This is a genomic window from Paraburkholderia atlantica, from assembly GCF_000092885.1.
Lineage (GTDB): Bacteria > Pseudomonadota > Gammaproteobacteria > Burkholderiales > Burkholderiaceae > Paraburkholderia > Paraburkholderia atlantica.
Genome location: NC_014118.1, coordinates 260,081 through 285,243 on the forward strand (window position 1 = coordinate 260,081; position 25,163 = coordinate 285,243).

General features: G+C 63.6%; 23 protein-coding genes. 19 read left to right on the forward strand and 4 right to left on the reverse strand.

The genetic code is table 11. The annotated features are described in order from the left end of the window. Positions 1-116: 116 nt before the first annotated feature. The 6 genes from BC1002_RS17215 to phaC all read left to right on the forward strand — a co-directional run bounded on the left by BC1002_RS17215 (position 117) and on the right by phaC (position 7,168). Positions 117-1,121, forward strand: coding sequence for an AraC family transcriptional regulator (locus BC1002_RS17215; protein WP_013091271.1), 1,005 nt, complete (start codon positions 117-119; stop codon positions 1,119-1,121). A 212-nt stretch (positions 1,122-1,333) separates the two neighbouring features. Next, the gene (locus BC1002_RS17220; protein WP_013091272.1) at positions 1,334-3,136 is read left to right on the forward strand and encodes an acyl-CoA dehydrogenase; all 1,803 of its coding nucleotides are present in this window, start codon (positions 1,334-1,336) and stop codon (positions 3,134-3,136) included. A gap of 69 nt (positions 3,137-3,205) precedes the next feature. After that, positions 3,206-3,955, forward strand: coding sequence for an electron transfer flavoprotein subunit beta/FixA family protein (locus tag BC1002_RS17225; protein ID WP_013091273.1), 750 nt, complete (start codon positions 3,206-3,208; stop codon positions 3,953-3,955). A 13-nt stretch (positions 3,956-3,968) separates the two neighbouring features. Continuing rightward, a complete protein-coding gene (locus tag BC1002_RS17230; protein WP_013091274.1) occupies positions 3,969-4,916 on the forward strand; it encodes an electron transfer flavoprotein subunit alpha/FixB family protein in 948 nt (315 codons plus the stop codon). Positions 4,917-4,940: 24 nt separating this feature from the next. Continuing rightward, positions 4,941-5,411, forward strand: coding sequence for a MaoC family dehydratase (locus BC1002_RS17235; RefSeq protein WP_013091275.1), 471 nt, complete (start codon positions 4,941-4,943; stop codon positions 5,409-5,411). Positions 5,412-5,425: 14 nt separating this feature from the next. Continuing rightward, positions 5,426-7,168, forward strand: a complete 1,743-nt coding sequence (gene phaC, locus BC1002_RS17240; RefSeq protein WP_013091276.1) for a class I poly(R)-hydroxyalkanoic acid synthase — start codon at positions 5,426-5,428, stop codon at positions 7,166-7,168. A 73-nt stretch (positions 7,169-7,241) separates the two neighbouring features. Here the strand turns inward: phaC and BC1002_RS17245 are convergent, their stop codons facing one another. Then, positions 7,242-8,243 carry an AraC family transcriptional regulator gene (locus BC1002_RS17245; protein WP_013091277.1) on the reverse strand — a complete coding sequence of 334 codons (1,002 nt, stop codon included), beginning with the start codon at positions 8,241-8,243 and terminating at the stop codon, positions 7,242-7,244. 243 nt (positions 8,244-8,486) lie between these two features. Here BC1002_RS17245 and BC1002_RS17250 point away from each other — a divergent pair, with 243 nt between their 5' ends. From BC1002_RS17250 to BC1002_RS17290, 9 genes are all read left to right on the forward strand, one after another. Continuing rightward, a complete protein-coding gene (locus tag BC1002_RS17250) occupies positions 8,487-9,542 on the forward strand; it encodes a beta-keto acid cleavage family enzyme (protein WP_013091278.1) in 1,056 nt (351 codons plus the stop codon). Between the two features lie 153 nt (positions 9,543-9,695). Continuing rightward, a complete protein-coding gene (locus tag BC1002_RS17255; RefSeq protein WP_013091279.1) occupies positions 9,696-11,018 on the forward strand; it encodes an MFS transporter in 1,323 nt (440 codons plus the stop codon). A gap of 106 nt (positions 11,019-11,124) precedes the next feature. Continuing rightward, positions 11,125-12,105 carry a quinone oxidoreductase family protein gene (locus BC1002_RS17260; RefSeq protein ID WP_013091280.1) on the forward strand — a complete coding sequence of 327 codons (981 nt, stop codon included), beginning with the start codon at positions 11,125-11,127 and terminating at the stop codon, positions 12,103-12,105. 10 nt (positions 12,106-12,115) lie between these two features. After that, positions 12,116-12,964: a TauD/TfdA dioxygenase family protein gene (locus BC1002_RS17265; protein WP_013091281.1), complete on the forward strand. Its 849-nt coding sequence runs from the start codon at positions 12,116-12,118 to the stop codon at positions 12,962-12,964. 18 nt (positions 12,965-12,982) lie between these two features. Then, positions 12,983-13,549, forward strand: a complete 567-nt coding sequence (locus BC1002_RS17270; protein ID WP_013091282.1) for an RBBP9/YdeN family alpha/beta hydrolase — start codon at positions 12,983-12,985, stop codon at positions 13,547-13,549. 32 nt (positions 13,550-13,581) lie between these two features. Further along, complete coding sequence (locus tag BC1002_RS17275; protein WP_013091283.1) at positions 13,582-13,938, forward strand: Rieske (2Fe-2S) protein; 357 nt, start codon at positions 13,582-13,584, stop codon at positions 13,936-13,938. Between the two features lie 49 nt (positions 13,939-13,987). Next, positions 13,988-15,613, forward strand: coding sequence for a 3-(methylthio)propionyl-CoA ligase (locus BC1002_RS17280; RefSeq protein WP_013091284.1), 1,626 nt, complete (start codon positions 13,988-13,990; stop codon positions 15,611-15,613). A gap of 138 nt (positions 15,614-15,751) precedes the next feature. After that, positions 15,752-16,897 carry a porin gene (locus BC1002_RS17285; RefSeq protein ID WP_013091285.1) on the forward strand — a complete coding sequence of 382 codons (1,146 nt, stop codon included), beginning with the start codon at positions 15,752-15,754 and terminating at the stop codon, positions 16,895-16,897. Positions 16,898-16,927: 30 nt separating this feature from the next. After that, complete coding sequence (locus BC1002_RS17290) at positions 16,928-17,308, forward strand: BON domain-containing protein (protein ID WP_013091286.1); 381 nt, start codon at positions 16,928-16,930, stop codon at positions 17,306-17,308. Positions 17,309-17,363: 55 nt separating this feature from the next. Here BC1002_RS17290 and BC1002_RS17295 read toward each other — a convergent pair whose 3' ends face one another. Continuing rightward, positions 17,364-17,807 carry a VOC family protein gene (locus tag BC1002_RS17295; protein WP_013091287.1) on the reverse strand — a complete coding sequence of 148 codons (444 nt, stop codon included), beginning with the start codon at positions 17,805-17,807 and terminating at the stop codon, positions 17,364-17,366. Between the two features lie 240 nt (positions 17,808-18,047). On the opposite strand from BC1002_RS17295, the gene BC1002_RS17300 reads away from it, so the two are divergent. The 4 genes from BC1002_RS17300 (at position 18,048) to BC1002_RS17315 (ending at position 22,346) form a co-directional block, all read left to right on the forward strand. Beyond that, positions 18,048-18,839, forward strand: coding sequence for a DUF899 domain-containing protein (locus tag BC1002_RS17300; protein ID WP_013091288.1), 792 nt, complete (start codon positions 18,048-18,050; stop codon positions 18,837-18,839). A 146-nt stretch (positions 18,840-18,985) separates the two neighbouring features. Continuing rightward, the gene (locus tag BC1002_RS17305; RefSeq protein WP_013091289.1) at positions 18,986-19,840 is read left to right on the forward strand and encodes a CPBP family intramembrane glutamic endopeptidase; all 855 of its coding nucleotides are present in this window, start codon (positions 18,986-18,988) and stop codon (positions 19,838-19,840) included. 121 nt (positions 19,841-19,961) lie between these two features. Next, positions 19,962-20,387: a DUF1801 domain-containing protein gene (locus BC1002_RS17310; RefSeq protein WP_013091290.1), complete on the forward strand. Its 426-nt coding sequence runs from the start codon at positions 19,962-19,964 to the stop codon at positions 20,385-20,387. Positions 20,388-20,612: 225 nt separating this feature from the next. After that, a complete protein-coding gene (locus BC1002_RS17315) occupies positions 20,613-22,346 on the forward strand; it encodes an IlvD/Edd family dehydratase (RefSeq protein ID WP_041734913.1) in 1,734 nt (577 codons plus the stop codon). A 134-nt stretch (positions 22,347-22,480) separates the two neighbouring features. Here the strand turns inward: BC1002_RS17315 and BC1002_RS17320 are convergent, their stop codons facing one another. Further along, positions 22,481-23,533: a serine hydrolase domain-containing protein gene (locus tag BC1002_RS17320; protein ID WP_013091292.1), complete on the reverse strand. Its 1,053-nt coding sequence runs from the start codon at positions 23,531-23,533 to the stop codon at positions 22,481-22,483. Between the two features lie 43 nt (positions 23,534-23,576). Next, positions 23,577-24,869 carry an MFS transporter gene (locus tag BC1002_RS17325; protein WP_013091293.1) on the reverse strand — a complete coding sequence of 431 codons (1,293 nt, stop codon included), beginning with the start codon at positions 24,867-24,869 and terminating at the stop codon, positions 23,577-23,579. Positions 24,870-25,163 lie beyond the last annotated feature (294 nt).

Below are 25,163 nucleotides of genomic sequence, written 5' to 3' on the forward strand. Positions count from 1 at the left end.
GCTGCCAGAACCGCGGGGGACCCAAACGTGGCACTAGCGTAGCGATTCGCCGAACCCTCGCCACGATGCGGCGGGAGGCGCTATGCTGATGCGTCATCGCCTCGCGGAACCCTGTCATGCAAGCTCCTGGCGCTACCGTACCGATCTCGCTCGTCAATGGGTTCCTCGGCAGCGTCGGGACACGGCCGGATATCGTCGACCGGCATCTGTCCGGCGCGAACATCCCGCGCGCGCTGCTGAACCAGCCTGGCGCGCGCGTCACCGAGGAACAGTTCTCGACGCTCTACCGCTCTCTCGCGATCGAACTCGACGATGAGATGCCCGGCGTCTTCTCGCGCCCGCTGCGTAGCGGCGCGCTCAAGTTTCTGTGCCTGAGCCTGCTGGATGCGCCGAATCTCGAAACCGCGATGCATCGGTTCGGCCAGTTCTTCCATCTGGTGCTCGACGACTTCCGTTTCGAGTCGCGCCGCGGCGACCTCGTCGCGACGCTGGCGCTGCATCCGGGAAGCACCGGAGCGCTACCCAGCATGCTGGCCCAGGAGCTGATGCTGAAGCTCGCGCATGGGATCGCGTCCTGGCTGATCGGTCAGCGGATCGCGTTGCTCCAGGTGCAGTTCTCCTTTCCCCGTCCCGCTCACGCGCTCGAGTATCTCTATCTGTTTCCCGGACCGGCGAAGTTCGACTGCAATCAGACCTCGATGCAGTTCAGCAGTAGCTATTTCGACCTGCCCGTGCGGCAGCGCAAGGCGAACCTGCGCAGGTTTCTCGCTCGCGCGCCGGAAGACTGGATCTTCGTTTCGTTCAACGAGCAGCTGTTCAGTCATCGCGTGCGGGAACATCTCGCGTCCCGGCTGCCCGACGTCCCATCCATCGAAGAGGCGGCGGAAGGCCTGCACTGTTCGGTCAGAACGCTATGCCGTCATCTTGCCGCCGAGGGCACGGCGTTCCAGGTGCTCAAGGACGAACTGCGCCGCGACATCGCGATCCAGCGCCTGACCGGCACGCACGAGCCCATCGCCATCATCGCGGGCGACGTCGGCTTCGGCGACCCCACCGCATTCCACCGAGCGTTCCGTCACTGGACCGGCAGCACCCCGGCGGCCTATCGCCGGGGTGGCTGATCTCGTCACAACAAAGCGTCAGCAGCGCCCTCAACGCACTTCCCACGGGGCGTTTACTTCCTCCGACGTGGCCAGAGATGTCAATAGATCGTCCGGTTTGGACAACCGGGCAGGGCCTGTCCGACGCTACGATTCAGCCATACGTTACCCCCGGCCGCATCGGTGCCAGACGGGTGACTTTCCCTACGGACTATCTGATCGGAAGAATGGTAATGAGCTACGTCGCGCCTCTCAAAGACATGGTGTTTGCAATCACGGAACTGGCCGGAATCGACCAACTGGCGGGCTTGCCCGGCTGCGAGGACGCGACCGCCGATACCGCTCGCGCGGTGCTCGAAGAGGCCGCGCGCCTGCACGAAGGCGTGCTCGCGCCGCTGAACGTCGACGGCGACCGCAACCCGAGCACGTGGAAGGACGGCGCGGTGACCGCCACGGCCGGTTTCAAGGACGCGTTTCGCCAGTTCGCCGAAGGCGGCTGGCAGGGTTTGCAACATCCGTCTGAATACGGCGGTCAGGACTTGCCCAAGCTGCTGTCGACGCCTTGCATCGAAATGCTCAACGCGGCCAATCTGTCGCTCGGGCTGTGCCCGCTGTTGACCGACGGCGCGATCGAAGCGCTGCTGACGGCGGGTAGCGAAGAGCTGAAGCAGCGCTACGTGCCGAAGATGATCTCCGGCGAGTGGACCGGCACGATGAATCTGACCGAGCCGCAAGCAGGCTCCGACCTGTCGCTGGTGCGTACCCGCGCCGAGCCGCAGGGCGACGGCTCGTATCGGATCTCCGGCACGAAGATTTTCATCACGTGGGGCGAGCACGACATGACGGAAAACATCGTGCATCTGGTGCTCGCACGTACGCCGAGCGCGCCTGAAGGCGTGAAAGGCATTTCGCTGTTCGTCGTGCCGAAGTTCCTCGTCAACGAAGACGGTTCGCTCGGCGAGCGCAATGACGTGCACTGCGTATCGATCGAACACAAGCTCGGCATCAAGGCGAGCCCGACCGCCGTGCTGCAGTTCGGCGATCACGGCGGCGCGATCGGCCAGCTCGTCGGCGAGGAGAACCGCGGTCTGGAATACATGTTCATCATGATGAATGCCGCGCGCTTCGCGGTGGGCGTGCAGGGCGTGGCGATCTCGGATCGCGCGTACCAGCAGGCCGTCGCGTATGCGAAGGAGCGCGTGCAGGGCCGTCCGGTGGATGGCTCCGCGAAGCAGTCGGTCGCGATCATCCAGCACCCCGACGTGCGCCGCATGCTGTCGACGATGCGCGCGCTGACCGAAGGCGCACGCGCACTGGCCTATGTGTCGGCGTCGCATTGCGATCTCGCGCATCGTCATCCGGACCGCGCGACGCGTGCGAATCATCAGGCGATCTACGAATACCTGGTGCCGATCGTGAAGGGCTGGAGCACGGAGATGTCGCTGGAGGTGACCAGTCTCGGCGTGCAGGTGCACGGCGGCATGGGCTTCATCGAGGAAACCGGCGCCGCGCAGTACTACCGCGACGCGCGCATTCTGCCGATCTACGAAGGCACGACGGCGATCCAGGCGAACGATCTCGTCGGCCGCAAGACCATGCGCGACAACGGCGAGGTGGCGGGGATGCTGCTCGCGCAGATCGACGCGACGCTGGCTGCAGTGCAAGGGCACCCCTCGTATGGATCGAACGCGGCTTTCCAGGCGATGCACCGTCATCTGTCCGCCGGCCGCAACGCATTGCACAGCGCGGTGCGCTACGTGGTCGAGAGCGTCAAGCGCGATCCGAATGCGGTGTTCGCGGGCAGTGTCTCTTATCTGATGCTCGCGGGCATCGTGCTCGCGGGTTGGCAAGTCGCCCGCTCGCTCGTGCTCGCCGCCGACAAGCGCGACGAAGATCCGGGCTTCTACGACGCGAAGATCGCGACCGCGCACACCTACGCGACGCAGGTGCTGCCCCGTGCAATCGCGCTCGAAGCGACGATTCGCGGCGCTCGCGATGGCGAAGGCGCGCTGGCGCTGCGTGAAGACCAGTTCTGATCGATCAACGGACGTAATGTCATTCAAAACGGTAGGGCTCGGCCCTATCGGTGTGGGAAGGAGAGAGTTGTGAGAGTTCTTGTAGCAGTCAAGCGAGTGGTCGACTACAACGTGAAGGTCCGCGCGAAGTCGGACGGTACGGGCGTCGATATCGCAAACGTGAAAATGTCGATGAATCCGTTCGACGAAATCGCGGTTGAAGAGGCCGTGCGTCTGAAGGAAGCGGGTGTGGCGACCGAAGTGATCGCCGTGTCGGCCGGTGTTGCGCAGTCGCAGGAAACGCTGCGCACCGCGCTCGCGATCGGTGCGGATCGCGCGATCCTGATCGAATCGAACGAAGAGCTGCAGCCGCTCGCAGTCGCGAAGCTGCTCAAGGCGCTGGTCGACAAGGAGCAACCGCAGCTGGTGATCCTCGGCAAGCAGGCCATCGACGACGACTCCAATCAGACCGGCCAGATGCTCGCCGCGCTGGCGAACCTGCCGCAGGCGACGTTCGCGTCGAAGGTGATTGTCGCGGACGGCAAGGCGACGGTGTCGCGTGAAGTGGATGGCGGCGCCGAAACGCTGTCGCTGACGCTGCCGGCCGTGGTGACGACCGATCTGCGCCTGAACGAGCCGCGTTACGTGACGCTGCCGAACATCATGAAGGCGAAGAAAAAGCCGCTGGAAACGATCAAGCCCGAAGATCTCGGTGTAGACGTCACGCCGCGTCTGAAGACGCTGAAAGTCGCCGAGCCTCCGAAGCGTTCCGCCGGTGTGAAGGTGCCGGACGTGAAGACGCTGGTCGAGAAGCTGAAGACCGAAGCCAAGGTGCTGTGAGGAGACGCAAGAAATGACGAATCTGGTAATTGCAGAACACGATAACGCGTCGATCAAGGCCGCGACGCTGAATACGATCGCAGCGGCACAGAAGATCGGCGGTGACATTCACGTGCTGGTCGCGGGTCACAACGCGCAGGCCGCGGCCGATGCGGCAGCGAAGATCGCCGGCGTCGCCAAGGTACTGCTGGCCGACGCGCCGCAACTCGAAGCGGGTCTCGCGGAAAACGTCGAAGCGACGGTGCTGACGCTTGTGCAAGATGCGGCGAAGAACTACACGCACATCCTCGCGCCGGCTACCGCGTACGGCAAGAACGTCGCGCCGCGTATCGCCGCGAAGCTCGACGTCGCGCAGATCAGCGACATCACCGCAGTGGATAGCGCCGACACGTTCGAGCGTCCGATCTATGCGGGCAACGCGATCGCGACGGTTCAATCGCAAGATGCGATCAAGGTCATCACGGTACGTTCGACCGGCTTCGACGCCGTCGCAGCCGAAGGCGGCAGCGCAGCGATCGAAAAGATCGAAGCCGCAGCCGACGCCGGCATCTCGCAGTTCGTGAGCCGCGAAGTGACGAAGCTCGATCGTCCGGAATTGACGAGCGCGAAGATCATCGTGTCGGGCGGCCGAGGTCTGGGCAATGGCGAGAACTACACGAAGGTTCTGGAACCACTGGCCGACAAACTCGGCGCGGCACTCGGCGCATCGCGCGCGGCCGTCGACGCGGGCTTCGTGCCGAACGACTACCAGGTAGGCCAGACCGGCAAGATCGTCGCGCCGCAACTGTACGTCGCGGTCGGCATCTCGGGTGCGATCCAGCACCTCGCCGGCATGAAGGACTCGAAAATCATCATCGCGATCAACAAGGACGAAGAAGCGCCGATCTTCGGCGTCGCCGATTACGGCCTCGTTGGCGATCTGTTCACCCTCGTGCCGGAACTCGAGCAGGCGCTCGGCTAACCGCCCCCAGCAAGCGGAATAATCATGAATGAGCTTAACGGATACGATTTCGAAGACCTGCGACCGGGCATGAGTGCCCGCTTCGCCAAGACCATCACGGAGGCGGACATTCTGTTCTTCGCGAGCGCGTCGGGAGATATCAACGCGATTCACATCAACGAGCAGTTTGCGCAAACCACACCCTTCAAGGGGCGCATCGCTCACGGCATGCTGACCGCCAGCATCATCTCCGCGGCGCTCGCGGGGCAGCTGCCCGGTCCGGGCACGATCTACCTCGGCCAGAACCTGCGCTTCAAGGCGCCGGTCCGGCCCGGCGAAACCGTGCAGGCCGAGGTGACAGTCAAGGAACTGATTCACGATAAGCGCCGCGTGGTGCTGTCCACCGTTTGCACGGTCGGCGGCAAGGTGGTGGTCGAAGGCGACGCGACGGTGATGCCGACATCGCGGCACGACCGTGTCGTCGCGGACGCGGCTTGCGCCGTCAGCGAAGCATGATAGCGAGCCCCGCCATGAGAATGCCATTCAGCATGCCACACGAGTTTTCGACGGGCTGGGTCAAGGCCGGCTTCGATTTCTGGCGTTTTTCGCCGCTCAAGGATGAATTCGATGCGTCGGTGCCTGACACCGGCGGCTCGGACTTCGATGTCGACGGGCCGTTCGCGCGAGGCTCCGTGACCCACACGAGCGCCCACTACCTGCAACAGCAGGCGCAACTGTGGAGCGACGCCGTCGCGGGATTGATCGGCGGGCGCACGGAATTGAAGGCGGTCGCCGCACCCGAGCAGGGAGACCGGCGCTTTCACGCGGACGACTGGTCCAGCAACGGCTGGTACAGCCTTCTGAAACAGAGCTATCTGATCAATGCCCGCGCGCTCGCGGATCTCGTCGAGGCGAGTACGCTCGATGAAAAGGGCAAGCACAAGCTGCGCTTTTTCATGCGCCAGTTCATCGACTTCGCCAGTCCCGCGAATTTCCTCGCGACGAATCCCGAGGTCCTCCGGGAGGCGGTGGAATCGGGCGGATCGAGCCTGCTCTCGGGCGTCACGCATCTGCTCGACGATCTGGGCAGCGGCTCGATTTCGATCACCGACCGAAGCGCGTTCGAAGTGGGTCGCAGCGTCGCCACGTCCAGCGGCGCGGTGGTCTATGAAAACGATCTGTTTCAGCTGATCCAGTACGAGCCGCTGACGCCGAAGGTCGCTGCGCGGCCGCTCGTGATCATTCCGCCGTGCATCAACAAGTTCTACATCCTGGATCTGCAGCCCGAGAATTCCTTCGTGCGTTTCGCCTCCGAGCAGGGCCTGACGGTGTTCGTCGTGTCGTGGCGCAACCCGCAGCAGGACATGGCGCAGACCACGTGGGACGCCTACCTCGAGGACGGCGTGATGCAGGCGCTCGAGGTGGCGCGTGAGATTAGCCGGGCCGACCAGGTCAATGCATTGGGCTGGTGCGTGGGCGGCACGATGCTGTCGTCGGCGCTGGCGGTCATGCGTGCGAACGGCGACGACTCCGTGGCGAGCCTGACACTGTTGACCGCATTGCTCGACTTCACCGATCCGGGCGATCTCGGCGTGTTCATCGACGAGCAGGGCGTGACGATGCGCGAGCATACGATCGGTCGCGGCGGCCTTTATCCGGGCCGCGAACTCGGCTTCGTGTTCCAGGCGCTGCGTGCCAACGATCTGATCTGGCCGTACGTCGTGAACAACTACCTGAAAGGCAAGACTCCGGCCGCGTTCGATCTGCTGTACTGGAACGCGGACACGACCAATCTGCCCGGCCCGATGTACAGCTTCTATCTGCGCAACATGTACCTCGAAAACAGTCTGCGCGTGCCGAACAAACTGACGTTTTGCAACACGCCGGTGGATCTCGGCAACATCGATATCCCAAGCTATCTGATGGCGGCAGAGGAAGATCACATCGTGCCGTGGCGATCCGCCTATCAGTCGACGCAATTACTGGGCGGACATACCGAGTTCGTGCTCGGGGCAAGCGGCCATATCGCGGGCGTGATCAATCCGGCGTCGAAGAACAAGCGCAGCTACCGGACCAACGATACCTGCAACGAAAACGCCGACGAGTGGCTCGCCACCTCGGTTCAGCAGCGCGGCAGCTGGTGGAATCACTGGATCGAGTGGGTCAAGCAGCATTCCGGCGAACAGGTCGACGCGCGTACGAAGCTCGGCAACAGGAAGTACAAGGCTATCGAGAGTGCACCGGGCCGCTATGTGAAGCTTCGCGCGGAATGAGCGGATCGCGATAGGGTGTGCGGCAACGACGGAGTGTGATGTCCAGTGCATCACACTCCGTTTTTTTTTGCGGTCACTTCGCATGGCTCGCGCGCCAGTCGCGCGGCGTCATGTGGAAGCGCGACACGAACCAGTTCGTGAACGATCCCTGTTGCGCGTAGCCGAGCAGCGCCGACACACGTCCGATCGGGTAGGTGGGATTGCTCATGTAGCGCACGGCGAGTTCGCCGCGCACTTCCTCGACCTGATCCGAGAAGCTGGTGCCGGCCGAATTCAACTGCCGTTGCATGGTGCGCACGCTCAGATGCAGATAACGTGCGACCAGCTCGGCGTTCGCCTGCTCGAGCGGCAGCAGCAGGTAGATCGCCTTACGCACTTCGAGCGCGGCCGATTCGGCGGCGCTCGCGTTCAGCGGAGAGGCGAGGCTCTCCGCATAGCGCACGAGTTCGGGATCGGCCAGCGGATTCGGGTAGTCGAGATCGGCGCTCGCGCAGACGAAGCCATTGAAGTCGCTGCCGAACTGCAGCGGACAGCCGAAGAAGCGTCGATGGAACGTCAGGTCCTTCGGTGCGGCGTGGGTGAAATGGAGCTCGCGCGGTTTCCAGAACTTGCCGAGCAGAGCACTGGAGTGCCGCGCGAGCACAGCGAGCGCCAGTTCGATCGCCTGCTTCGTCGGGGTACCCGGTTCGACGACGAGTTCCTCCCGAATGGTGACCGTTTTGTCCGCGTCCTCGACGTACACCGCCAGCGCTTCGTTGAGCAGATGACGGTATTCGGCCGCGGCCAGCAACACTTCGCGCAGCGTGCGTTTGTGCGCGAGCAGGACGTTGATCACGCCGCTGCCGAAGGTCTGCCGCGTTTCCGCCATTTGCAGCGCGAAGGTCGGGCACGACGCCTTTTGGGCCGTCATTTCCAGCAGCCGGCAACAGGCGGTGGCCGATACGCGATCGTCCGGATTCGCGAGCGCGCCGGCATCGATGCCGGCCTGTTTCGCGAGCTCGACCGGATTCAGTCCAAGCCGCCGCGTCACCTCGAAATAACCGCTCATGGCTACCGACGTCACCATCGTTTCCATCGTAGTTTCTCCGGACGATTCAAACGCTGAGTCTTTTTTCTAGTCATTAAACGCTTGCTTCGCGCAATTATTGGTGTTAACGCGCAGTGGCACGAATCGCTAAAAGGATGGCGTCCAATCATAAAAGTGTAGCGCTTGATTCCCGTATCGTGTGCACATGTCGTTCGATGTGTTCCAGCAGATTTTCATGCGACCTCGCGATAGCGGAACACAGTCACTTCACAACTGGATGGAGGCAATCAAATGCAATTTCTCGACGATTCGCTGCACCCTGAGAATCAGGACAAGGTAGTCATCACCACCGCCCCTTACGGCCCGGAATGGATGCCCGCGGACTTCCCGGAAGACATCCCGGTGACGATGGACCAGCAGATCCAGAAGGCCGTCGATTGCTACAACGCGGGCGCCACGGTTCTGCACCTGCACGTGCGTGAACTGGACGGCAAGGGCTCGAAGCGCCTGTCGAAGTTCAATGAACTGATCGCGGGTGTGCGCGCCGCTGTGCCCGACATGATCATTCAGGTCGGTGGCTCGATTTCGTTTGCACCGGAAGACGACGGACAGGCCGCGAAGTGGCTGTCCGACGATACGCGCCATATGCTGGCCGAGCTCGATCCGAAGCCGGACCAGGTGACGGTTGCGATCAATACCACCCAGATGAACATCATGGAGTTGCTCTATCCCGAGTATCTGGCGGGCACCTCGCTTTCCAACCCCGCGTTCATGGCCGCCTATAGCGAAATGACGGTTCCGGCCGGTCCCGCATGGGTCGAGGAGCATCTGCGCCGCCTGCAGGCTGCGGGCATCCAGCCGCACTTCCAGCTCACCGGCATTCACGCGCTCGAAACGCTCGAGCGCCTCGTGCGCAAGGGCGTCTACAAGGGCCCGCTGAACCTGACGTGGATCGGCATCGGTGGCGGCTTCGACGGCCCGAACCCGTTCAACTTCTTCAACTTCGTGCATCGCGCGCCGGATGGCTGCACGCTGACCGCCGAGTCGCTGCTGAAGAATGTGCTGCCGTTCAACATGATGGCGATGTCGATGGGCCTGCATCCGCGCTGCGGCATCGAGGACACGATCATCGATCAGCACGGTAAGCGCTTCACGTCGGTACAGCAGATCGAGCAGTGCGTGCGCGTCGCGCGCGAACTGGGCCGCGAAATTGCCAGTGGTAAAGAAGCCCGCGAGATCTATCGTATTGGTGTGCAGTACGAGACGGTCGAAGAAACGCTCAGCGCCAACGGTATGGCGCCGAACCGCCAGGCCGGCGTCAGGAACCTGCCGCTTCGCGCGGCGTGAATGCCAGAAGCCCGGGCCGAGGCGTTGGCCGAGGCGGGGCTTCTGGGTAACGCTCCCGCTGCATAGCGGGAGCAGATAGCTGAATCCATAACAGGTCGTCGGCCCACGCGGGCAAGGCGGCCGCCACGGAGTCAGCGTGGAAGGAGACTAAACATGCTCGTTCAGCATGCAGCGCCCACGGCGGGCGAAGTTTCGGTAGCAAAGACGGATGTGCGCGCTTATGCGTGGGTGGTGTTTGCGTTGACGGTCGGATTGCTGCTTTCCGACTATATGTCGCGGCAGGTTTTGAATGCGGTGTTTCCGCCGCTCAAGGCGGCATGGCATCTGTCCGATGCTCAGCTGGGTTCGCTCAGCAGCGTGGTCGCGCTGATGGTCGGTGTGCTCACGTTTCCGCTGTCGGTGCTGGCCGACCGCTGGGGCCGCGTGAAGAGCATCGTGCTGATGGCGGCGATGTGGAGTCTCGCGACGGTGGGCTGCGCAATCTCGGCGAACTATGGGCAGTTGCTGCTGGCGCGTGCCTTCGTCGGAATCGGTGAAGCGGCGTATGGCAGCGTCGGCATCGCAGTTGTGCTGAGCATCTTTCCGGTGCGGCTGCGCTCCACGCTGACCGGCACCTTCATGGCGGGCGGCGCGTTCGGCTCGGTGCTGGGCATGGCGCTCGGCGGCGCGGTGGCGGCTCACCTCGGCTGGCGCGCGGCATTCGGCGCGATGGCGGCGATGGGGATCGTGCTGGTCGTGATCTACCGCCTCGTCGTCACCGAAAAGCGTCTTGCGCCGCTGCAGCCGGCGAGCGTGACGAATCAGACGCAAACGCGCGGCATGCGCATGAGCCTGCGCGAGTTGATGAAGGGCTTGTTTTCGACGAAATCCGTGGTGTGCGCCTATGTGGGCAGCGGTCTGCATCTGATGGTTCCCGCCGCTGTGTGGGCGTGGATGCCGAGCTTCCTGAATCGCTACTACGGCATGGCCACCGGCAAGGCTGCGATGTGCGCGGCGGTGTTCGTGCTGGTGACCGGGGTGGGCATGGTGGTGTGCGGAAACCTCGCCGACCGGCTCAGCAAGAACGTGCGGGAACGCAAGTGGAGCGCTGCGATCGCCTACTGCCTCGCCTGTTTCGTCCTGCTCGCGATTGGCTTCCACATGCCGGCGGGGCCGTGGCAACTGATCGTGATCGGCGTCGGCATGTTCTTTTGCGCCGGTGCGAGCGGCCCGTCGGGTGCGATGGTGGCGAACCTCACGCCGCCGACCATTCATGCCTCGGCGTTTGCGACGCTGACGCTCGCGAACAACCTGCTGGGCCTCGCGCCGGCGGCTGTTCTGGCGGGAATCATCGCCGATCGGATCGGACTGCTGGGCGCGTTGCAACTGGTGCCGTTCGCACCGCTCGTCGCGGCCGCCGCATTCATGATCGGCAAGCGGAACTACTCGGGCGATCTGGATCGGCTGAACACGCTGCGCGAGCAGGCCACGCGCTGAGATCGGATGGTGCCGCGCGGACGGCGCGGAGAACGGAACCTGTAATGCGCCGCGAGCGCAACGAATTCTGCGAAGCGCAGATCAAGCAAAGAATTGGAGAGTCGACATGGCAAAAGCAGTGCGATTTCATGAAACCGGTGGTCCCGAGGTCCTGCGCTACGAGGACGTCGAAGTGGGCAACCCGGGTCCCGGCCAGGTTCGCCTGCGCCACCAGGCCGTGGGCCTGAACTTCGCCGATACCTACTTCCGTAGCGGCCTGTATCCGGTCCCGCTGCCCGCGGGGATGGGTGTGGAAGCCGCGGGCGTGGTCGAGGCCGTTGGCCCGGACGTCACGAACGTCGCGGTGGGGGATCGAGTGACCTACACGGGCTTCATCAACACGCTCGGCGCGTACAGCACCGAACGCCTGATTCCGGCCGCGCCGCTGATCCGGCTGCCCGATGCGATCGACTGCGAAACGGCTGCCGGCATGACCATGCGCGGCCTGACCGCCGCGTACCTGATGCGCCGCATTCACGACTTCAAGGCGGGCGACACGATCCTTCTGCATGCCGCCGCCGGCGGTGTCGGCCTGATCGTTTCGCAGTGGGCGAAGCTGCTGGGCCTGACCGTGATCGGCACGGTTTCGAGCGAGGCCAAGGGCGAGGTGGCGCGCGCGCATGGCTGCGATCACGTCATCAACTACAGCCGCGAAGACGTCGCCAGACGCGTACGCGAACTGACCGATGGCGTCGGCGTGAACGTCGTGTTCGACAGCGTCGGCAAGGACACCTTCGAGGCTTCGCTCGATTCGCTGAAGCGTCGCGGTCTGCTGGTTTGCGTCGGCACGGCCTCCGGTCCGATTCCGCCGTTCAATCCGCAACTGCTGGCAATGAAAGGCTCGCTGTATCTGACCCGCCCGGCTCTGGCTGATTACATCGCCGACCCGGCCGAGAAGGACGAGCTGGCCGGCGAAATCTTCGGCTTGATCGCCTCCGGACGCATCAAGATCGAGTTGAATCAGCGCTATGCGCTCGAGGATGCCGCGCAAGCGCATCGTGATCTGGAATCGCGCAAGACGACGGGTTCGTCGGTCTTCATTATTTAAGGAGCTAGCCATGCGAGTCGAACAACTAACGTACTCGATCGGCGCGGAACTGACCGGCGTGAATGTCGCTCACGCCATCCATGACGACGGCCTGTTTGCGGAGATCCGCTCGGCGCTGCTGAAGCACCGGGTGCTTTTCCTGCGCGACCAGGACATCACGCGCGCCGAACACGTGGCGTTCGCGCGCCGCTTCGGCGAACTGGAAGACCATCCAGTCGCGGGCAGCGATCCGGAAAATCCGGGCCTCGTGCGTATCTACAAGACTCCGGACCAGCCCAACGACCGGTATGAAAACGCGTGGCATGCCGACGCCACGTGGCGCGAAAAGCCGCAGTTCGGTGCCGTGCTGCGTTGCGTGGAATGTCCGCCCGTCGGTGGCGACACGATGTGGGCGAACATGGTCCTCGCCTACGAGAATCTGCCGGCGTACGTGAAGGCGCAGATCGCGGACCTGCGCGCGCGCCACAGCATCGAGGCGAGCTTCGGTGCCGCGATGCCGATCGAAAAGCGTCTGGCGCTGAAGGCGCAGTTTCCGGACGCGGAGCATCCGGTCGTGCGCACGCATCCGGAAACGGAGGAGAAGGTGCTGTTCGTGAGCGCTTTTACTAGCCATTTCACGAACTTCCATACGCCGGAGCGGGTGCGTTTCGGTCAGGACGCGAATCCGGGCGCGGGCGATCTGCTGCGCTATCTGATCAGCCAGGCGTACATCCCCGAGTACCAGGTGCGCTGGCGCTGGCAGAAGAACAGCATCGCGATCTGGGACAACCGCAGCACGCAGCACTACGCGGTGATGGACTACCCGCCGTGCCATCGCAAGATGGAACGCGCCGGCATTATCGGCGACAAGCCGTACTGAACCAGTAAGTAGCTTCCGATGAATTACGAATTGAAACCGACCATTCTGATGGTCCCGGGCTTGCGCGACCATGTCTCGGAGCATTGGCAAACCCTGTTGCAGCAACGGCTGCCGAAAGCGCTGTCGGTGCCGCCGCTCGAACACGACAAGCTCAGCTGCGCGGCACGGGTAGCGGCGCTCGATGCGGCGCTCGCGAAAATCGACGGCCCGGTGATTCTGGTCGCGCATAGCGCGGGCGTGATGATCACCGTGCATTGGGCGGCGCAGCACAAGCGCGAGATTCACGGTGCGCTGCTCGCGGCGCCCGCGGACCTCGAAACGCCGATGCCGGCGGGCTATCCGGAGCTGGATACGCTGGAGCAGAACGGCTGGCTGCCGATTCCGCGCAAGCGCCTGCCGTTCCCGAGCATCGTCGGCGCGAGCCGCAACGATCCGCTCGCACGGTTCGAGCGGGTGCAGGACATGGCGCAGGACTGGGGCAGCCGCCTCGTCGATCTCGGCGAAGTGGGGCACCTCAACCCCGCGTCGGGCTTTGGCGAATGGCCGATGGCGGAGACGTTGATTCGCCGCCTGGTGCTGATGTGACGCGGCTAGCGTCGGATCGGAAGGAGTAGGGGATGTCACGTCGGATCGTGGTGGGTGTCGCCGGCGAACTCGCGCCGGGCCAGCGCAAGCTGGCCTTCATCGATGGCCGCAGCATCGTGCTGTTCAACATCGCAGGCACGCTTCACGCCATCGACAACACCTGTCCGCACAACGGGGCCGCGCTTTCGAGCGGCCAGCTCGAAGGCTGCATGTTGCGCTGTCCGGCGCATGGTCTGCGCTTCGACGTGCGCACGGGCTGCATGGCGGGAGCAGGCGGATTGAGTGTAACGACCTTCCCGGTCGAAATAGTGGATTCAAAGGTGATGGTGAGTCTCGACGAACCGAACGCGACGCCCTCGCATCAGCGAGCGGGCAGCGCGGCAACGTAAGGCCGGGTGGCCAGGTTCGAGACGCCACAACCAATCAGGAGACGGAAAGATGCAAGGCTTGATGATGCAGCAGTCGCTGCTGGTTTCCGCGCTGCTCACGCACGCGGAGCGCCATCACGGCGAACAGGAAATCGTGTCGCGACGCGTGGAAGGAGACATCCATCGTTATTCGTATCGGCACCTCGCGCAGCGCGCGCGCCGCATGGCCAACGCGCTGGCAACGCTCGGCGTCGGCCAGGGCGAGCGCGTCGCGACGCTCGCGTGGAACGGCTATCGACACATGGAGCTGTATTTCGCGGTGTCGGGCTCCGGATCGGTGCTGCATACGCTGAACCCGCGACTGCACGTCGACCAGCTCGAATACATCATCGAGCATGCGGAAGATCGTGTGGTGTTTTTCGACCTGACGTTTCTGCCGCTGATCGAGAGCGTCGCGCCCCGCGTGAAGAGCCCGAAGGTATTCGTGGCGATGACCGATCGCGCGCACATGCCGCAAGCGAACGAACTGGGCGGCATGCTGATGTGCTACGAGGACCTGCTCGAGCTGCACGACGACGTGTTCGAATGGCCGCTGCTCGACGAAAACAGCGCGTCGTCGCTGTGCTACACGTCGGGCACTACCGGCAATCCGAAGGGCGTGCTGTATAGCCATCGCTCGACCGTGCTGCATACCTACGCGGCGGCGCTGCCGGATGCGCTGAACTGTTCCGCGCGCGACGTGATCCTGCCGGTCGTGCCGATGTTCCATGTGAACGCATGGGGACTGCCCTACATCGCCTGCATGGTCGGCGCGAAGCTGGTGTTTCCGGGGCCGGCGCTCGACGGCAAGTCGCTCTATGAACTGATCGAAACGGAACACGTGACGCTGTCGTCCGGTGTGCCGACCGTGTGGCAGGGACTCCTCACGCATGTCGATGCGATGGGCGGCACCTTCTCGTCGATGCGACGCACGGTGATCGGCGGCGCGCCGTGTCCGACCGCGATGACCGAGGCGTTCCAGAAGCGCCATCGGGTCGAGGTGCTGCACGCGTGGGGCATGACCGAATTGAGCCCGATCGGCACGGTCTGCAGCTTCAAGGCGCATCAGCAGTCGCTGCCGATGGACGAGCAGTATCAGGTGCAGGCCAAGCAGGGACGTGCGCTGTTCGGCATCGATATGCGGATCGTCGGCTCTCACGGCAATGAATTGCCGTGGGACGGCGAGAGCGCTGGCGATCTGCAGGTGCGCGGTCATTGGGTTACGCAGCAGTACTTCGGCGCCGGCGTCGAGTCGCCGCTGTGCGACGGCTGGTTTCCGACCGGCGACATCGCGACGATCGACCGCCACGGCTTCATGCAGATCACCGATCGCAGCAAGGACGTGATCAAGTCGGGCGGCGAATGGATCAGTTCGGCGGCCATCGAAAACGTCGCGTATCTGCATCCGGAAGTCTCGACCGCAGTGTGTATCGCTGCACGGCATCCGAAGTGGGACGAACGGCCGCTGCTGCTGGTCGTGAAAAAGCCGGGCAGCGAGCTGGCCAGCGACGAACTGCTGTCCTTCTTCAACGGCCGGGTCGCGCGCTGGTGGACCCCCGATGCGGTGGTGTTCGTCGACACGGTGCCTATCGGCGCAACGGGCAAGGTGCTGAAGAACCAGCTACGCGATCAATTCGGGAACTACTACCTGCCCTGACGCAAGGCTTGCGCAGCAACACAGTTCGATGCACGCAACAACGCGGCCGGGTACGCCCGGCGCAAACAAAATCACCAATCAATTGAAGCGACCGCAGCATGGGCTTTGGCGCCACCGCCGGTACGCGAAGGAGACACAATGAAGTTAAAAGCAAGCAGCGCTATCGCGTTGGCCATTTTCGCCACCGCAGCTCATGCGCAGTCGTCAGTGACGCTCTATGGCGTGATCGATACGGGCTTCCTGTATCAGAGCACTTCGGCGGCCACCTTCCTGCCGCACGCGCCGAACACCGGCAAGATTTATCAGCTGAAGGACGGCGGTATCTATGCGAGCTTCTGGGGTTTGAAAGGCAGCGAAGACATCGGCGGCGGCTACAAGGTCAATTTCAAGCTGCAGGGCGTATTCAACTCCACGAACGGCAAGTTCGGCCTGTCCGATACGCCGGGCACCACCGCGATCTTCAACCAGTTCGCGACGATCGGCGTGTCCGGGCCCTTCGGTACCTTCGACGCCGGCCGGCAGATCATTCCGATGATCTACGCGATGGCGGAAACCGACGTGCGCGGCGCGCAGTATTTCGGCAGTATTCTGACCGCGTGGCTGGGCATCAATCAGGCGGCCGGCTGGCCGGGTACGAGCACGAACGCGCCGATCGGCGCGCTGTACGACAGCAATGCGCTGGTCTATAACTCGCCGAAATTTTACGGCGCATCCCTCGCGCTCGAGTACGCGCCGGGCGGCGTCGCCGGTCATTTCCAGGGCGGTACGCGCGAGTCGGCCGTGGCCAAGTATTCGAACTACGGTCTGAATCTGTCCGCCGTGTATTACAACGGCCACGATACCAACCCGTTCCCGATCACGTACCCGGCGGCGCCGGCTATCCCTGCGACCGGGCTCGCGAACAACCGTTTCTACTATTTCGGTGCGATGTACACGATCGCCGGATTTTCGGTGTCGGCCTCGTATGGCGCCGGCAAGAACCCGGCGCATAGCAACACCGCGGACTTCGAAATGATTTCGGGGGGCCTTGGCTACCAGTTCAATCCGCGTTTCAAGGTCACGTCGGGGTACTACTACCTGAAAGACAAGAACAACTCGGCGAACCATTCGAGCGAATTCGCGGTGGGCGCGGAATACAACCTGTCCCAGCGCACCAAGGCTTACGCGCAGGTGGGTTATGTGGCCAACAAGGGGACCATGAACCAGACCATCATCTATGGCGCTCCGGTTGCGCCTGGCGTGTCCACCACGGCGGCCATGGTCGGCATCCGCCATACCTTCTGATTACGTCACCTATAACAACTGGAGTATTCGATGAAAAGCATTCAGGCACGCGTGTTGGCGATTGCCGCCACATTGATTCTGGCCACGTCGGGCAGCGCATGGGCGCAGTCGGGTCAGACGGCCAGCGCAGCTTCGGGCGCGCCCGCGATGTCGGGTAGCGCAGCCGCTCCCGCCAGCCCGAGGCAAGCCAATCGCGCACTGCGTCGGCAGGTGTATGCCGCGATCGGCAAGCACAAGGAGATCAGCGCCGGCAATATCAGCGTCATCGCAAAGGGCGGCGCGGTGACGCTGAGCGGCACGGTCACCGACGCCTCCCAGATCAATCAGGTCGCGGAGATTGCGAAAGGCGTTCCGGGGGTGACTTCGGTGACCAACAAGCTAACCGTGCAAAAGCCGTTCGGCGGACAGTAAAAAGAGCTCACGCATCGGGGGAATCAAAGCGCGAGGAGCTCACTACAACAACCGACTAGCTGTCGAACAGCGCCGTGTAACGGCGCTGCATCTCTTCAGGCGTAAGCGCTTCGATCTGCGCGCCGAGCTGCCATTCGTGGCCGAACGGATCGCGCACGGTCGCCGAGCGCTCGCCGTAAAAATGATCGGATAGCGGGAGGATCACGATTGCTCCCGCTTTGACCGCTTGTGCGAACAGCTGATCGACGTCGTCGCAGTGGATATGCAGCAGCACGCCCGGCCGGCTGTCGCCGCTCGGGCCGAGCATGTCGTGCTCGGGATATTCATCGGACAGCATCACGGTCGCGGGACCGATCTTCACTTCGGCATGACCGATGCGGCCGCCCGGCTCGGTCAGGCGAAACTGCTCGACGCCGCCGAATGCCTGCGCGTAGAACTCAATCGCCTGCGCGGCGTTGCGCACGCGCAGATAGGGGTAGACCTCGTGGATCGCGCTCATCGTCACCTCCAGGGTGTGGGGAGTGATTCGTGGGACGTCATGATCGTTGCGGCAGATTACATCAGAAATCGACAGCCGGGCTTCGCTGACCATGAAGCCGGAATCGCGTCACATTTGTCACTCCCATCGTTCGATGTCCAGCGGCCTAAACTAACCCATCCTCAACACCGAGCGATGCAAGGCGAGCAATTCGCCCTCTGACCCGAACACACAGGACATCGCTCTAACCCGGAGGTTGCGATGACGACGAACGAGTCACCTGAGAAGAGTGGGAAAGATGGACAGCCTGCGATGAAGACACCGCCGATTGTGTCGCGGCAAGAGTGGGAGGCCGCGCGCGAGCAATTGCTCGTCAAGGAGAAAGCCTTGACACGTGCTCGCGACGCGCTGGCTGCTGAGCGACGGCGGATGCCATGGCTTGCGGTGGAAAAAACGTATGCGTTCGACGGGCCGGAAGGCAGAGTAAGCCTGCTCGACCTGTTCGACGGCCGCCGTCAGCTGGTCATCTATCGCGCCTTTTTCGAGCCTGGCGTGCACGGGTGGCCAGAGCACGCGTGCATCGGCTGTTCCCTGGGGGCCGATCAGGTCTCGCACCTTGCGCATTTGCACGCTCGCGACACGACCCTCGTGTACGCGTCCCGCGCGCCGCAAGCCGATATCGCGCGGCTGAAGGCCCGGATGGGCTGGCAGATGATCCCCTGGTACACGATCACCGACAGTTTCGACGCCGACTTCGGCGTGGACCAATGGCACGGCCACAACGCGTTCATCCGGGATGGCGATCGTGTGTTCCGAACGTACTTCATTAACGGACGTGGCGACGAGGCGATGGGCACGGTCTGGAGCTACCTCGACATGACGGCGCTCGGGCGGCAGGAGACGTGGGAGGATTCGCCGGAGGGCTACCCACAGACCCGGCCGTACAAGTGGTGGAACTGGAACGACACCTACGTGCCCGGCGCGGCTCCCGATCCGAAGTGGGTTGAGGTGTCGGATGCCGGAGAGGCTGCGTTTCGCAAGCGCGACGACTAGCGCCTGACGAATCGTCACTCGGAGAAACAAACGACGTTCGCCGATGTACGGGGACGGCCTTTCTTGCGGTCCAGCGGTATTCGAATGCTACAGTCACGCTCGCACGCATCGACAGCAACCAGCGCAAGCCTGACTTCGAGCCTTCTATGTTCGCACTACCGTGGATCGCGATTTTCCTCGCCGCGCCGGCGACGTGGGCCAGCACGTTTCGCTGGCTTGGCGTCGGCCTGCTCGTGATCGGATACGGCACGGCGTTTGCGACCGGGCAGCTCGGCCCTTTGGCGAGCGTCGCCATTGCGCTGCTCGGCGTGGCCGCGTACGCGGTGTCGCCGGCTCACCGGCGCTACGTTCGATACGCGGGTCATTTGCTGTTCGTCGCGCTTGCGATCGCGCTCAGCCTGCATTGGCTGCCAGGCTTTCACAACCCGCGCGTGATGGGCCGCGTGCAGTTCACGCCGGATGCCGTGCCCTTCTCGATGTATCTCAATTTCGACAAGCCGCTGATCGGCTTCTGGCTGTTGCTCGCCTTGCCGTGGATTCGGCCGCCGCACGCGCTGCGGACGTGGTTACTCGCCGGCATCGCCGGTTGGCTGACCACGGTCGCGGTTTGCATGGCCGTGGCGTTGTCGCTGGGGGTCGTCGGATGGGCGCCGAACCGGCCTGCCGACAGCGTGCTGTGGTTGGTGAACAATCTCTTTCTCGTCACGCTGACCGAGGAAGCGTTGTTTCGCGGCTATCTGCAAGGCGGTCTCACGCGACTGTTCGCGCGCTGGAACAGGGCCGACCTGCTCGCGCTGTGCGTGGCGGCCGTGCTGTTCGGCCTCGCACATAGCGCGGGCGGATGGCAGTGGATCGTGCTCGGAAGTGTGGCGGGCATCGGCTATGGACTTGCGTATCGCTTCGGCGGATTGTGTGCGGCCGTGCTCGCACATTTCGGGCTGAACGTGATCCACTTTTTCTTCTTCACGTATCCGATGCTGCAGCCCGCGGGCAAACTGTGAAGCGGCGTGGATCGCCAGTGCGCCAGCCATGAATCCAGGCGAAGATTACCCATGACTGGATCGTTAGGGCATCCTGGCGGTTCAACCACTTCGTTTCTCCGCTTACGAGGTCCACACTCCGATGAACGCATCCGAACGTATCGACGAACTGATCGCAGGACTCACCGACTGGCGCGGCGCGACCTTCGCTCGCATCCGTCAATGCGTGCTGGCGGCGGACCCGGCGATCGTCGAGGAATTCAAGTGGATGGGTAGTCCGGTCTGGTCGCGCGACGGCATGATCGCTGTCGCCAACGCGCATAAAGGCAAGGTCAAGCTGACCTTCGCGCATGGGGCGGGTCTGGCCGACCCGGATGGCTTGTTCAACGCGGGCCTCGAAGGCAACGAACGGCGCGCGATCGACTTCTTCGAGAGCGACGACGTTGACGAGCGCGCATTGAAAGCGCTGATCCGCGCTGCGATCGACTATAACCAAAGTCATCTGAAGAAGAACACGCGCGGCGCACAACCGAAAGCCCGCCGTAAGCAGGCGGCCGGCGACGCCTGAAGCCGGCACGGTCTGCTCACCGGCCCCGCCGCGCTGCCAGTCCGCGCGGATCGATACCAGAACTGATATCGATATCGCCAAAAATATGATTGGAAAGATATCAACCCGCTCCGTACACTTCACCAACCCTGGACACTGAGCGGCAAGCTTGCGCCGTAGCGCCGGGTGGGCCGCTTCAGTCAAAAATGCCGGTGAGGGTCCCGGCGCATGCATCAAGGACCTAGCATGTCGGAAAAAAAGCGGAAATTGCGCTCGGCCGAATGGTTCGGCACGGCTGACAAGAACGGCTTCATGTATCGAAGCTGGATGAAGAATCAGGGCATCCCGGATCACGAGTTCGACGGGCGCCCCGTGATCGGTATCTGCAACACGTGGTCCGAGCTGACTCCGTGCAACGCGCACTTTCGCAAGCTCGCCGAGCACGTGAAGCGCGGCATCTACGAAGCGGGCGGCTTCCCGGTCGAGTTCCCGGTGTTTTCGAACGGCGAATCGAATCTGCGTCCGACCGCGATGCTCACGCGGAATCTCGCGGCGATGGACGTCGAGGAGGCGATCCGCGGCAATCCGATCGACGCGGTGGTGCTGCTGACCGGCTGCGACAAGACGACCCCCGCGCTGCTGATGGGCGCGGCGAGTTGCGACGTGCCGGCGATCGTCGTAACCGGCGGCCCGATGCTGAACGGCAAGCTCGACGGCAAGAACATCGGCTCGGGCACGGCGGTGTGGCAACTGCACGAATCGCTGAAGGCCGGTGAAATCGATCTGCATCAGTTTCTGTCGGCCGAGGCGGGCATGTCGCGCTCAGCGGGCACCTGCAACACGATGGGCACCGCGTCGACGATGGCCTGCATGGCCGAGGCGCTCGGCACGTCGCTGCCGCACAACGCGGCGATCCCCGCGGTCGACTCGCGACGCTACGTGCTGGCGCATATGTCAGGCATCCGCATCGTCGAAATGGCGCTCGAAGACCTGAAGCTGTCGAAGATCCTCACGCGCGAGGCGTTCATGAACGCGATCCGCGTCAATGCGGCGATCGGCGGCTCGACCAATGCGGTGATTCATCTGAAGGCGATCGCGGGGCGCATCGGTATCGATCTCGAACTCGACGACTGGGTGCACATCGGCCGCGACACGCCGACGATCGTCGACCTGATGCCGTCGGGCCGTTTCCTGATGGAAGAGTTTTATTACGCGGGCGGGTTGCCGGCCGTGCTGCGCCGGCTCGGCGAAGCGAATCTGCTGCCGCATCCGGACGCATTGACGGTCAACGGCAAGTCGCTGTGGGACAACGTGAAGGATGCGCCCAACACCAACGACGAAGTGATCCGTCCGCTCGACAAGCCGCTCGTCGCCGATGGCGGTATCCGCGTGCTGCGCGGCAATCTCGCGCCGCGCGGCGCGGTGCTGAAGCCGTCGGCGGCGACGCCCGAGTTGCTCAAGCATCGCGGACGCGCGGTCGTGTTCGAGAACTTCGAGCACTACAAGTCGCGCATCGTCGATGAAACGCTCGACGTCGATGCGAACTCGGTGCTGGTGATGAAGAACTGCGGGCCGAAGGGTTATCCGGGCATGGCGGAAGTCGGCAACATGGGCCTGCCGCCGAAGCTGCTGAAGCAGGGCGTGAAGGACATGGTGCGGATTTCCGATGCGCGCATGAGCGGTACCGCATACGGCACCGTGGTGCTGCACGTGACGCCGGAAGCGGCGGCCGGCGGGCCGCTCGCCGCGGTGCAGGACGGCGACTGGATCGAGCTCGATTGCGACGCGGGCACGCTGCACCTCGACGTCAGCGACGCGGAACTCGAGCGCCGTCTCGCGAAGCATGTGCCGCCCGAGCCGCCGGAAGGTGGCGGCTACCGGCGCCTGTATATCGATCACGTGCTGCAGGCCGACGAAGGTTGCGATCTCGACTTCCTCGTTGGGTGCCGGGGTTCCGCGGTGCCGCGGCATTCGCACTGACGCGCCGTTGCAACGGCAACGGCTCGACCCATGACGATGCGGGCGATGCATCCATGCATCGCCCGTATTTTTTGATGACCTGTAGTTGGCGTTCGCGGCACGATTGCCCGCATCGGGCGCACCGCTAACGGCTATCAGCGCAGCTTGTCGACCGCGTCGAGCACCAGCCCGAAAAACTCGTTCGCCGCGGCCGGGTTCAGCCAGCGCACGACCACCGTCATGCGCCGCTCTGGTTCGACCCACGTGAACGAACTGCCCGCACCCACGCCGAAATAGCTCGACTCCGGCACGTTCGGGAACACCTTGCGCCCGGTGTTGAGCCATACGAGGTAGCCATAGAACGGCGCGATCGCGCACGGCGTGCGCATGCGCGCGATCCATTCGGACGACAGCACGCGTCGGCCGTTCGCGACGCCGTCATCGAGCAGCATCTGCGCGACCTTCAACTGATCGTTCGCGCTGACCGACATACCGCCGCCCCAGTGCGTGCCGCCGGGCACCGACTGCATGCGTCGTCCGTCGATCTCGACCCATGCGTCGTCGTAGCCGAGCCATTGCCAGCTTTCACTCGCGCCAGAAGGCCGCATGATCGCTTCGCGAAACACCTCGGGCAGCGGCTGACGGAACAGATGCAGTAGCGCGAGCGAGAACTGGTTGATGCGGACGTCGTTGTATTCCCAGTAGCTGCCCGGCCGTTGCAGCGGACGCAGGTCGCCTTTGTTGCCATTGGGCGGCGCGGCGAAATTGACCGCGCGGTAGTGATCCGCCTGATCCGACAAACCGAAGTACGTGCCGCGCCATTCGCTGGTTTGCTGCAGCAGATGCGCCCAGGTGATCGGCGCGTTGTGTTCGTCGTCGAAGCCGATGTTGGGCACACGCACACGCACCGGTTCGTCGACGTCGGGCAACAGGCCGCGATCGTGCGCGACGCCGGCGAGCAGCGCGAGGTACATCTTCGCGACGCTGAAGGTCAGATCGGCGCGATCCGGTTCGCCCCAGCTCGTCAGCACGCGGCCGTCGACGGCGATCGCACCCGATACCGGCCCGCGATCATGCACGGGACCGAGCAGCCTGTTCCATGGCGGCGGGTCGTTCACGTGCACACCCCATGCGCCACCCACGTGACGGTCCCAAAGCGATTCATGATCCACCGCGAACTGCACGGCTTGCTGCAAATGGTCTTGCATGGATTAGGTCCTGTCGGTTCAACGAAGCCCGTGAGGCAGAGACTCAGCGTGCGTGCAGCCGCACGCGTGCCCACGTCACGGTGAAAAGGCTGAGCACGGCCGCGAGCATCAGATAGAGGCCGGGTGCGAGGTTATTGCCGGTCGCCGCGATCAGCGCGGCGACGGCGAGCGGTGTAAAGCCGCCGAACACGGTGGTGCCGATGTTGTAGCCGAACGCCATGCCGGTCGTGCGCGTGCGGGTCGGGAACAGCTCGGACATCAAGGCCGGAATCGGTGCGAAGTAGGTGGCCTTCAGTATCGCGACCCACGTGACCGCGGCCAGCAACGAGCCGAGCGACGGATGCGCGTTCATCAGCATGAAGGCCGGATAGACGGTCGCGAAGAACAGCACGCCGGCGCAGAGCATGATGCGCACGCGGCCCACCTTGTCGGACAGATGCCCGACGATCGGTGTGAGCACCATCATGATCAGACCGGCCGCGAGCGTCGCGATGAAGCCCGACGACGGCGCCAGCCCGAGCTGCCGCGCCGCATAGGTCGGCATGTAGAGCAGCATGTAGTTGGCCGTGGTGGTCAGCACGAGTGCGCCGATCGACACGAGCACCCGTTCCTTTTGCATCGCGAGCAGTTCGCGCACCGGCGCGGCGGATTTTTCCGCGCGCTCGAACTCGGGCGTTTCGTCGATGCGGCGGCGAATGTACAGCCCGACCGGACCGATCAGCAGGCCGAACAGGAACGGAATGCGCCAGCCCCAGCTTTCGAGTTGCGCGGTGCTCAGCGTGCTCGTCAACACCGCGCCGAACAGCGAAGCCAGCAGCGTGCTTGCGCCTTGGCTCGAGAACTGCCAGCTCGCCATGAAGCCCTTGCGCTGCGGCGCATGTTCGATCAGAAACGCGGTCGAACTGCCGAACTCGCCGCCCGCCGAGAATCCCTGCAACAGCCGCGACGCGAATACGCCGATCGGCGCGAGCACGCCGATCGCCGCATACGACGGCATCAGCGCGATCATGCCGGTGCCGAGCGTCATCAATGCAATCGACAGCGTCAGCGATGCCTTGCGGCCTTTGCGGTCGCTGAACGAGCCGAGCGCGAGCGCGCCGATCGGCCGCGCGAGATACGACAGCGCGAAGGTGCCGAGCGTGAGCAGCAGCGACACGGTGCGGTCGTGCACCGGAAAAAAAGTACGCGACAGCACGGCCGCGAAGTAGCCGTATACGACCAGATCGTAGAACTCCAGCGCGTTGCCGATCGAGGTCGCGAGGATCAGCCGCGATACGCTCGAGCGCGAGGTGTGCCGCGCGAGCGCGTCGGCGGTGGTGGCGGAGTCCATGCTCATGTCGAAGTCCTCTGGCGGCATTTGGCGGCGCGCCGGCAGTGTCGCGTTAGCGGCGCGGGCGCGGGATCGAAGCGTGTGACCCGATGTTGGGGTGGACGATATTTATAGACAATTACAATATTTGGCAGATATCGTTGCCGAAACGGCAAAGCGCGGGCTTGCGTCGAATTGCTGACGGGCGCGATCGAGAATCCGGCGTTGCTCGACTGATTTCGCGCCGCAAAAGAAAAAGCGCCCCGTAGGGCGCTTCCCATCGATTCAGCCAGGCAGGGAACACAGATGTTCCCCACCGCG

Excerpts from the sequence above, each read along its gene's own strand:
- BC1002_RS17295 (WP_013091287.1), bottom strand. The coding sequence starts at position 17,807 with ATGAGCGCGATCCACGAGGTCTACCCCTATCTGCGCGTGCGCAACGCC.
- BC1002_RS17290 (WP_013091286.1), top strand. The coding sequence starts at position 16,928 with ATGAAAAGCATTCAGGCACGCGTGTTGGCGATTGCCGCCACATTGATT.
- BC1002_RS17230 (WP_013091274.1), top strand. The coding sequence starts at position 3,969 with ATGACGAATCTGGTAATTGCAGAACACGATAACGCGTCGATCAAGGCC.
- phaC (WP_013091276.1), top strand. The coding sequence starts at position 5,426 with ATGAGAATGCCATTCAGCATGCCACACGAGTTTTCGACGGGCTGGGTC.
- BC1002_RS17310 (WP_013091290.1), top strand. The coding sequence starts at position 19,962 with ATGAACGCATCCGAACGTATCGACGAACTGATCGCAGGACTCACCGAC.
- BC1002_RS17315 (WP_041734913.1), top strand. The coding sequence starts at position 20,613 with ATGTCGGAAAAAAAGCGGAAATTGCGCTCGGCCGAATGGTTCGGCACG.
- BC1002_RS17235 (WP_013091275.1), top strand. The coding sequence starts at position 4,941 with ATGAATGAGCTTAACGGATACGATTTCGAAGACCTGCGACCGGGCATG.
- BC1002_RS17325 (WP_013091293.1), bottom strand. The coding sequence starts at position 24,869 with ATGAGCATGGACTCCGCCACCACCGCCGACGCGCTCGCGCGGCACACC.
- BC1002_RS17285 (WP_013091285.1), top strand. The coding sequence starts at position 15,752 with ATGAAGTTAAAAGCAAGCAGCGCTATCGCGTTGGCCATTTTCGCCACC.
- BC1002_RS17300 (WP_013091288.1), top strand. The coding sequence starts at position 18,048 with ATGACGACGAACGAGTCACCTGAGAAGAGTGGGAAAGATGGACAGCCT.
- BC1002_RS17275 (WP_013091283.1), top strand. The coding sequence starts at position 13,582 with ATGTCACGTCGGATCGTGGTGGGTGTCGCCGGCGAACTCGCGCCGGGC.
- BC1002_RS17305 (WP_013091289.1), top strand. The coding sequence starts at position 18,986 with ATGTTCGCACTACCGTGGATCGCGATTTTCCTCGCCGCGCCGGCGACG.
- BC1002_RS17265 (WP_013091281.1), top strand. The coding sequence starts at position 12,116 with ATGCGAGTCGAACAACTAACGTACTCGATCGGCGCGGAACTGACCGGC.
- BC1002_RS17270 (WP_013091282.1), top strand. The coding sequence starts at position 12,983 with ATGAATTACGAATTGAAACCGACCATTCTGATGGTCCCGGGCTTGCGC.
- BC1002_RS17215 (WP_013091271.1), top strand. The coding sequence starts at position 117 with ATGCAAGCTCCTGGCGCTACCGTACCGATCTCGCTCGTCAATGGGTTC.
- BC1002_RS17280 (WP_013091284.1), top strand. The coding sequence starts at position 13,988 with ATGCAAGGCTTGATGATGCAGCAGTCGCTGCTGGTTTCCGCGCTGCTC.
- BC1002_RS17255 (WP_013091279.1), top strand. The coding sequence starts at position 9,696 with ATGCTCGTTCAGCATGCAGCGCCCACGGCGGGCGAAGTTTCGGTAGCA.
- BC1002_RS17320 (WP_013091292.1), bottom strand. The coding sequence starts at position 23,533 with ATGCAAGACCATTTGCAGCAAGCCGTGCAGTTCGCGGTGGATCATGAA.
- BC1002_RS17260 (WP_013091280.1), top strand. The coding sequence starts at position 11,125 with ATGGCAAAAGCAGTGCGATTTCATGAAACCGGTGGTCCCGAGGTCCTG.
- BC1002_RS17245 (WP_013091277.1), bottom strand. The coding sequence starts at position 8,243 with ATGGAAACGATGGTGACGTCGGTAGCCATGAGCGGTTATTTCGAGGTG.
- BC1002_RS17220 (WP_013091272.1), top strand. The coding sequence starts at position 1,334 with ATGAGCTACGTCGCGCCTCTCAAAGACATGGTGTTTGCAATCACGGAA.
- BC1002_RS17250 (WP_013091278.1), top strand. The coding sequence starts at position 8,487 with ATGCAATTTCTCGACGATTCGCTGCACCCTGAGAATCAGGACAAGGTA.